The 9,140-nt window shown below is 57.6% G+C and carries 7 protein-coding genes; 5 read left to right on the top strand and 2 right to left on the bottom strand.

The genetic code is table 11. From position 1 onward, the window contains the following. Positions 1-40 precede the first annotated feature (40 nt). The 3 genes from JFU57_RS33135 to JFU57_RS33125 all read left to right on the top strand — a co-directional run bounded on the left by JFU57_RS33135 (position 41) and on the right by JFU57_RS33125 (position 4,395). Positions 41-2,761, top strand: coding sequence for a pesticin C-terminus-like muramidase (locus tag JFU57_RS33135; protein ID WP_201132058.1), 2,721 nt, complete (start codon positions 41-43; stop codon positions 2,759-2,761). 21 nt (positions 2,762-2,782) lie between these two features. After that, positions 2,783-3,571, top strand: a complete 789-nt coding sequence (locus JFU57_RS33130) for a hypothetical protein (protein WP_201132057.1) — start codon at positions 2,783-2,785, stop codon at positions 3,569-3,571. 68 nt (positions 3,572-3,639) lie between these two features. Continuing rightward, complete coding sequence (locus JFU57_RS33125) at positions 3,640-4,395, top strand: hypothetical protein (RefSeq protein WP_201132056.1); 756 nt, start codon at positions 3,640-3,642, stop codon at positions 4,393-4,395. Between the two features lie 164 nt (positions 4,396-4,559). Here the strand turns inward: JFU57_RS33125 and JFU57_RS33120 are convergent, their stop codons facing one another. After that, entirely contained in the window at positions 4,560-5,024 is a 465-nt protein-coding gene (locus JFU57_RS33120) for a methylglyoxal synthase (protein ID WP_201132252.1), read from the bottom strand. Between the two features lie 42 nt (positions 5,025-5,066). Continuing rightward, complete coding sequence (gene gap / locus JFU57_RS33115; protein WP_020295784.1) at positions 5,067-6,071, bottom strand: type I glyceraldehyde-3-phosphate dehydrogenase; 1,005 nt, start codon at positions 6,069-6,071, stop codon at positions 5,067-5,069. A 222-nt stretch (positions 6,072-6,293) separates the two neighbouring features. Here gap and edd point away from each other — a divergent pair, with 222 nt between their 5' ends. Together edd and JFU57_RS33105 are read left to right on the top strand one after the other, a co-directional pair. Further along, positions 6,294-8,120, top strand: coding sequence for a phosphogluconate dehydratase (gene edd / locus JFU57_RS33110; protein ID WP_078470932.1), 1,827 nt, complete (start codon positions 6,294-6,296; stop codon positions 8,118-8,120). Continuing rightward, positions 8,117-9,073, top strand: coding sequence for a glucokinase (locus JFU57_RS33105; RefSeq protein ID WP_201132055.1), 957 nt, complete (start codon positions 8,117-8,119; stop codon positions 9,071-9,073). Before edd ends, JFU57_RS33105 begins: the two co-directional genes overlap by 4 nt. Positions 9,074-9,140: the final 67 nt, after the last annotated feature.

Genomic DNA, 9,140 nt, shown 5'->3' with positions numbered 1-9,140 from the left:
CTGGCAGTTCACCCGTTGAATCTGTAGGAGCACATCAAAGATGACCGTTGCACCCAAACCCACCTCCCGAATGGGCTACCCCTTCAACGCCAAGGACGGCAAAGCCTTTGCGGATGTCCAGGACGCCTACGCGGGGTTGGCGCTTGCGGACGGTGGCCATTTCCCCCTGGGCAACAATGGCCACTTTCACGGCGGTATCCATTTCGACCGTGGCACGGCCAATGTGTTTTCCACCGAGGAGGGGGTGCAATGCGTGGCCGACGGAGAGATCGTCGCCTACCGAATCGATGAGCATTACCCGGATGCCACGCCGGTGGTCGATATACCTCTGGAGGTCAATACAGAAGAGATTGCTAACGCCGATCAAGGTCAAGAAGCCCAGGCCACGGCTGTGTTGCGACCTTACTCCACCGGCTTTGTTCTGGTCCGTCACCGTCTGCAAGCACCCCTTCTGCCGGCCCCCGCCAGCGACGACGATTTAGCGTCAGCCACTGTCGAACCCGACTACGGCACCCGACTGGCAACCCGAGCCCACGGCCCCACCGTCGGTTGGCTGCCGCTGTACGCACGCGTCGCACTGATGGAACTGCAAAACGGCTGGGCCAAGGTCCGCATCCAGCCGCCCTCGGTTGCCACCTGGACACGCGAACCCGTGGCTGAGCCCTGGCTCCCCCTCTACAGCCTGGACCGCCTGCCCACAACCTTGCCCAATCGCTGGTTTGGCGGCGAGCCGCCGGTCGCAACCGTCGTGCTCGGCAGCCAACCCAAGCCGCAGCCCCCGATGTGCAAGCCCGCCGCCGTCATATCGCCGCCGGAGCTTGTCCTGTACAGCCTTTATATGCACCTGGCCGATGGCGCGAGCTACCAGGCAACCCCCGACCGAACGCCCAAGTGGTGGCCCAAAAAACGGCACCGCGCCGGCCTGAAGACCAAAAACCAGTGGACCCTGAACGACCAACTGATTGAGGGCCTAACGGTCAGGGCGCTGGATAGCAGCACCGAACTGGGAATACTGGTCCGCGGCTCAGTGATCGAAATCGAGCCGATGGCAGGGAATGATAAATGGGGCCTGGTCCGGCGCATTGTCGAGGGCGGTATTGCCACCCAACCGGACGGCGTTCAAATCACTGAGCTGCAGGTTCCGGGTCGGGTGTATCTGGAGGAGTTGGACGCGTTCAGCGCACCCGCCGCCTTCGACAACATCGAGATCCCCGTGCCACCGATTCCGCTCAGCATGGGCGAAGTCATCGGCCACCTGGGCCAGCAAGTTTCCAGCTCCGACACCTTGCTGGCCAACCAGCCGGCCTCGCGCCCCATGCTGCACCTGGAAATCTTCAGCGCCGAGGATGTGCCGCGCTTTCTGCTCGACAGCCGCCGTTACGCCGAAAACCTGCCGAAACAGCACTGGACCCTGGTGCGGCTGCGCCAGGGCGACCCGATCAAAGCCGAACCCAGAGACGATGCCCCCTCGGTCATCGACCTGGCGACAGACTGGACCACGGGCATCACCCGCCACACCACCGTGCAGCAGGATGACCACCAGCAGAGCTGGGTCAACGTCCAAGTCCTGGCAGCAGACGGCTCCATCGTCCACGGCTGGGCCAAAGACACCGACCGCCGCCTGACCCCCTGGCATTGGCCCGGCTTCGACGTCGTCGACGCCGCCAGTAACCAAGCCGGAACCTGGTGGGACGGCACCGCCAGCGCCTTCGTCGACTTCCTCAGAGGCGGCCAGCGACCCGAAGAAACCCCATTCTTCACACACATCCGCCAACTCATGGGCTTGAACAACCAGGGCGAACTCAGTGAAGAAAACCTGGACGCCGCCTTGCAGAATCGAGCGCTAGCAAAGCGCGTGGGAGGCTTGATCGCCTATCACACCAGCGAATGGCACGTCCCGTCCTGGGCCGGCAAGTACGGCGTGATCTCCGAGATCGCGGTCAAGCTCGGCAAGTGGGCCATGGACAATGTGAAAGCGGAAAAGAACTGCGTGATGAAATTGCGTTGGTGGGGGGAGGTGGCTGCGGATGTTGGGTTACCGGAGGGGGCGAAGGTCTATCACTTTCATCCGATAGGTTTAAGTGCCTATTTTGCCTGCTTATGTACAGAAGAATGGAGGATTAATACCGCTTTCCTAGAGGCGAGTGAAGGAGCACTTGAACTAAATGGATATGTCCCTAGAAACAGTACGGGCGTAGTCATCGGCCAAAGCGGCGTTACGATAAGTACCGGTATTGACTTGGGCCAACAGTCTTTAATAGGGACGAGAAATATCCTAAATAATTACGTCGCGCAGTACGGGAATGTGGATGGTGTTGACATAGCATTATTGTTAAGTAAGATTTTTCCATACTTCGCATTGAAGAAAATACAGGCCGTTAATAAGCTGAACGAACTCCCTCTGACCATCACAGAAGCGCAAGCCAGTATTATGGCTGAAGCTTTTAAATTTGATTTTAGAGTCAAAACTGCAAACTTGTTCGATGCTAAAAACAAGCTCGGAATGAAGTATCTACAACTCCCCTCTCAGGCTCAGACCGTAATTTTGGACTTCGCATATCAATATTATATTAATGATAGTGCGGGACCTATTCGCCAGAGATTTTGGGGGAGTTTGTATGACGGGAAATGGAGAATACTTTCAGATTGGCTACTCTCTGGTCCTGATCCATACTTGAGCCGAAGAAAAAGAGAGGGGGTTCTTCTAAGGGAGGCTATCGATGCGGGCGAACTCCCCGAGGAAGGTAATCCATGTTCCTGAAAACTTATTTGAGATGACGAAATGAGTATGCATAAATTGGCTTCAATTGCCCCGCTGTTACTCCTTTTGAACTGCTGCGAGCTTTATGCGGATGGCGCCGTACTAGCTGATAAGGACATAAATGGAAATAAAACTCAGTCATTCAGTGTGGCGGCAGATGTCAGTCGTAAGGTTTCTGATGTAAATTTTTCTTACTTGATTTTATCTGTTGAGCGGTTTTCCAAAGAAAATCGCTACCGTATAGTCGGTCCCGATACGGGAGAAAGTCTATCTGTTGCAGAGCGAGTTATAGTGGGTTTTCAGCAAGATCCACCAAGATATTTAAAAACTGAAAGTGGTATCCAGATATTCTGGGGGAAACAAGAGGGGCAGGCCGAGATCAAATCTATTGCCATTTTTGATAGTGACAACGAGATTAAACTGATCGGGGCGGCATCTAATATACCCACGCTCTACTCTTGGAGTTCAAAGTATGGGGTGACGAGTATGTCTGAATATAGAAGGCGGCTTGAGCAGCGGGCTGCTTATATGAAGGGGCCGGAAATAATGTTGTTTGTGAGGGATCAGCATGACGCGGACAGTTACTATCCTTTCGCGGCAAGATGGACTCAAGCCGCGCTTATGGGGTTCAACTCTACGTGTAGCTCTCCTGCTCAAGCCCCCACCTGTTTGTTGGCGGAAAAAATAGAAATCCCCACGACTATTCGAACTGCTAGCTGTAATGCCCAGCAGGCATTAGGTTTAACTTGCAGGCTGATTGTTCCCGAACTAAAGCAAATTAAAATTCCGCTCGATATGTTTAAACAATAGCTTCGAGTTAATTTTATAGAGAAATGCCGTCATGAGCATCAGAGCGAAAAGTAGAAAGAGGTCATGCAATGAACGCTAAGTTTTTATTGATGGTGTCTTCTTTTTTAATAGCGTCTGGATGCGGAATGCAAGCTTGTTCAGCCATCGCGCCCTCTATGAATGAAGCTGGAAACTCCGAGTCGTGTAAGGCCAGTCTGCGGCGTTCTGCAATCACGGTAGCTAAGGATGGGTTTTCAATTAACACGTTTAGGCTGTTCAAGAACTATCCCCTGATCGGCCCCCAAAGCGAATCCAGTCATACTGAAATGGATATTTTCTATAAGGGTGCGAGTTCGTTATCACTGTCTGATCAATGTCTTCAATCTGGGATGTATGAGTTTGAAATGCATGACGGAGCCCATTTAAGAAAGGGTGGTAATCACGATTTTAAGCCGATTTTTGTATATTTTATGGGTGGTAGTTATTATGTGCTATTTATTAGGGTGAGCTATTTTAGTGAGGAGGGTGTTGGAGAGGAGCTTGTGGCTAGTATGGCGGAATATAATGTTGAGGGTGAGTTGATAAGAAGGCTGGATCATATTTCCTCGTGGCGAAATTATGAAGGGAGTTTGGTTTTGCTTGAGGCCTGTGTTGCAAGCTCTGGTATATTGTTGCGTAAGTTAAATATTGATCCGGCCTTGCAGGCCGAGGATGGCCGGGTGATTAGCTATATGCCGCCTAAACTTCTAATGAGTCAGGTGCTGTATCCGGCAGGTGCAGGTTATTTGCGGAAGGAAAATGACAGGGCAGTCAAATGCAATTGGGATAACTATTTGTCCCCTTAAAAGGAAGACTGGGCGATTTCGAAATCGCCCATCTTTATTTCAATACGATCAACACCATCACTTCAGTTGTTGACGTTTGTACCTCATCTTGTAACTCGAACATCGCAACCTTCTGTTTGCCTATCCATACCCACATCTTCAAGCCGCATTAATCCCCGAGTAACTTACCCACGTCCAGCCAGGTACGCCTGATAGTCGGGAATCCGATGGGTATGCGCCTGGCTCATCAGCGGGCTGCTGAGCAGGTAGTCGGCGCTGCACTCGTTGCAGGCCACCGGAATATTCCACACGGCCGCGACTCGCAGCAGGGCCTTGATGTCCGGGTCGTGGGGTTGGGGTTCGAAGGGGTCCCAGAAGAACACCAGCAGGTCGACCCGCTGTTCGGCGATTTGTGCGCCGAGCTGCTGGTCGCCGCCCAGGGGCCCGCTGATCATGCTTTGCACCGGCAGGCCGAGGTGTTTGGTCAGCAGCAGGCCGGTGGTGCCGGTGGCCACCAGGTCATGCTCGGCGAGCGTGTCCTTGTGCCGTTCGGCCCAGTCCAGCAGGAATACTTTGCAGTGGTCATGGGCGACCAGGGCGATGCGCTTGCGCGCCGCCATGGTCTTTTCGGTGAAGCTGATACCGATCATCGGTTGCTGTTCCACGCTATGTCCGTTATTCCCGCAATGCGCTTATTCGGCGTTGCACAGGGCCAGGCAGTTATCCAGCATGCGGTTGGAGAAACCCCATTCGTTGTCGTACCAGGCCAGCACCTTGAGCAGTCGACCGCCGCTGACCTTGGTGTGGTTGGCGTCGAAGATCGACGACAGCGGGTTGTGGTTGAAGTCGCTGGAGACCAGGGGCAGGGTGTTGTAGCCGAGGATTTTCGAGTGCTGGCTGGCTTCCTTGAGCAGGGCGTTGACCTCATCGGCGGTGGTTTCGCGCTTGAGGTACAGGGTCAGGTCCACCAGCGATACGTTGATCACCGGTACCCGTACGGCCATGCCGGTCAATTTGCCTGCCAGTTCCGGCAGCACCAGGCCCACCGCTTCAGCGGCGCCGGTCTTGCTCGGAATCATGTTCTGGGTCGCCGAGCGCGCGCGGTACGGGTCGGTGTGGTAGACGTCGGTCAGATTCTGGTCGTTGGTGTAGGCGTGAATGGTGGTCATCAGGCCGCTTTCGATGCCCAGCTCGCGGTGCAGCACCTGGGCCACGGGCGCCAGGCAGTTGGTGGTGCAGGAGGCGTTGGAGATGATCTGGTGCGATTGGCGCAGCAGGTCGTGGTTGACGCCATAGACCACGGTGGCATCGGCGCCTTTGGCCGGGGCCGAGATGATCACTTTGCGGGCGCCGGCGCTGATATGCGCGGCCGCCTTGGCTCGGTCGGTGAACAGGCCGGTGCATTCAAACACCACGTCGATCTTCTCGGCGGCCCAGGGCAGCTCGGCCGGATTGCGGATGGCGCTGACGGCAATCCGGTCGCCGTTGACGGTCAGGCTTTCCTGATCGTGCTGCACGTCTGCATCAAAAGTGCCGTGCACGGTGTCGTATTTGAGCAGGTGGGCATTGATCGAGCTGTCGCCCAGGTCGTTGATGGCGACGATCTGCAGGTCCTGACGGTAGCCTTGGGTATAAAGTGCGCGCAGGACATTACGGCCGATACGGCCAAAACCATTGATTGCGATTCGTAGAGTCATTGGAAAAGTGCCTGCCGTGGTTTTGTTGTTGGAATTACAAGATTATTCGCAAAAAAATAGAAAACAAGCCTTTTTAGTGGCAATATTTTGTCTTATCTACAACGAGTGACCTGAATCAACTGGTCCAAATGGTCAAGAAACCGCTGCGCCTTCCTGGCCTGACGGCGTTTTGATCAGCATAGACAAACAGGTCGCCACATCCGTTAGCCTGGAGTTCTACACATGCATCCCCGCGTTCTTGAGGTCACCGAACGGCTTATCGCCCGCAGTCGCGGCACTCGCGAGGCCTATCTCGCTCTGATTCGCGACGCCGCCAGCGACGGCCCGCAACGAGGCAGGTTGCAGTGTGCGAACTTTGCCCACGGCGTGGCCGGTTGCGGCACCGACGATAAAAACAGCCTGCGGATGATGAACGCGGCCAACGTGGCAATTGTTTCGTCATATAACGACATGCTCTCGGCGCATCAGCCGTACGAGCACTTTCCGGAACAGATTAAAAAAGCCCTGCGCGAAATCGGTTCGGTCGGCCAGTTTGCCGGCGGCACCCCGGCCATGTGCGACGGCGTGACCCAGGGCGAGCCGGGCATGGAACTGAGCCTGCCGAGCCGCGAAGTGATTGCGTTGTCCACCGCCGTGGCGCTGTCGCACAACATGTTCGACGCGGCGCTGATGCTCGGTATCTGCGACAAGATTGTCCCGGGGCTGATGATGGGCGCCTTGCGCTTTGGCCACCTGCCGATGATCTTCGTCCCGGGCGGGCCGATGGTCTCGGGTATTTCCAACAAGCAGAAAGCCGACGTGCGCCAGCGCTACGCCGAAGGCAAGGCCAGCCGCGAAGAGCTGCTGGAGTCGGAAATGAAGTCCTACCACAGCCCCGGCACCTGCACCTTCTACGGCACCGCCAACACCAACCAGTTGCTGATGGAAGTCATGGGCCTGCACTTGCCGGGCTCGTCCTTCGTCAACCCCAACACGCCGTTGCGCGATGCCCTGACCCATGAGGCTGCGCAACAAGTGACGCGCCTGACCAAGCAGAGCGGCCAGTTCACCCCGATTGGTGAAATCGTCGACGAACGTTCCCTGGTCAACTCCATCGTCGCCCTGCACGCCACTGGCGGCTCGACCAACCACACCCTGCACATGCCGGCCATCGCCCAGGCCGCCGGAATTCAGCTGACCTGGCAGGACATGGCCGACCTCTCCGAGGTGGTGCCGACCCTGTCCCACGTCTATCCAAACGGCAAGGCCGATATCAACCACTTCCAGGCGGCGGGCGGCATGTCGTTCCTGATTCGCGAACTGCTGGAAGCCGGCCTGCTCCACGAAGACGTGAACACCGTGGCTGGCCGTGGCCTGAGCCGCTACACCCAGGAACCGTTCCTGGACAACGGCAAGCTGGTGTGGCGGGACGGCCCGATCGAAAGCCTCGACGAAAACATCCTGCGCCCGGTGGCTCGCGCATTCTCGCCGGAAGGCGGTCTGCGGGTGATGGAGGGCAACCTCGGCCGCGGGGTGATGAAAGTCTCGGCCGTGGCCCTTGAGCATCAGATCGTCGAAGCTCCGGCGGTGGTGTTCCAGGACCAGCAGGATCTGGCCGATGCGTTCAAGGCCGGCCTGTTGGAAAAAGATTTTGTCGCCGTCATGCGCTTCCAGGGCCCGCGCTCCAACGGCATGCCGGAATTGCACAAGATGACCCCGTTCCTTGGCGTGTTGCAGGACCGTGGCTTCAAGGTGGCGTTGGTCACAGACGGACGCATGTCCGGCGCTTCGGGCAAGATCCCGGCGGCGATTCATGTCAGTCCCGAGGCCCAGGTCGGCGGTGCGCTGGCGCGAGTGCTGGATGGCGACATCATTCGCGTGGATGGCGTCAAGGGCACTCTGGAGCTTAAGGTAGACGCCGATGAATTCGCGGCCCGCGAGCCGGCCAAGGGCCTGCTGGGCAACAATGTTGGCAGCGGTCGTGAATTGTTCGGCTTCATGCGCATGGCCTTCAGCTCGGCAGAGCAGGGCGCCAGCGCCTTTACCTCTGCCCTGGAGACGCTTAAGTGAAACTGGCCCTGGTCGGTGATATCGGTGGGACCAACGCGCGGTTCGCGTTGTGGAAAGACCAGCAACTGGACTCGATCCAGGTGCATGCGACGGCGGACTACACCAGCCCGGAACAAGCCATCAGCGCCTACCTGAAGGACCTGGGACTGGCCCCGGGTTCGATCGGCTCGGTGTGCCTGTCGGTGGCCGGGCCGGTGGGCGGCGACGAGTTCCGCTTCACCAACAACCATTGGCGCCTGAGCCGTCAGGCGTTCTGCCAGACCTTGCAGGTCGACCAATTGCTGCTGGTCAACGACTTTTCGGCCATGGCCCTGGGCATGACCCGGCTGCAACCCGACGAGTTTCGTCAGGTCTGCCCGGGCACGCCCGAGCCGTTGCGCCCGGCCGTGGTGATTGGTCCAGGTACCGGGCTTGGGGTCGGCACCCTGCTCGACCGCGGTGACCAGCGCTGGATGGCCTTGCCCGGCGAGGGCGGCCATGTCGACCTGCCGTTGAGCAGCCCTCGGGAGACCCAGCTCTGGCAGCACATTTTCAACGAGATCGGCCACGTCAGCGCCGAGACCGCCCTCAGCGGCGGTGGTTTGCCGCGGGTGTACCGGGCGATCTGCGCGGTCGACGGGCATCCGGCCGTGCTCGACACCCCGGAGGCGATCACCGCTGCCGGGCTGGCCGGCGACCCGATAGCCGTCGAAGTTCTGGAGCAATTCTGCTGCTGGCTGGGCCGGGTGGCCGGTAACAACGTGCTGACCACTGGCGCTCGCGGTGGGGTGTATATCGTCGGCGGAGTGATTCCGCGTTTTGCCGACTTTTTCATCCAGAGCGGTTTTGCCCGCTGCTTTGCCGACAAGGGTTGCATGAGCGATTACTTCAGGGGCATCCCGGTGTGGCTGGTGACGGCGCCGTATTCAGGCCTGACCGGAGCCGGGGTGGCGTTGGAACAGGCGGCAATCTGAGGGCGTCGAGGGTCTCCTGAGGCGGGCCGTTTAGGCCATAATCGCGCTCCATTCCTAACAACAAGGA

This window comes from Pseudomonas sp. TH07, from assembly GCF_016651285.1.
Lineage (GTDB): Bacteria > Pseudomonadota > Gammaproteobacteria > Pseudomonadales > Pseudomonadaceae > Aquipseudomonas.
Note: the sequence above shows the minus strand (reverse complement) of the source record. Positions and strands in the feature narration are given on the sequence as shown.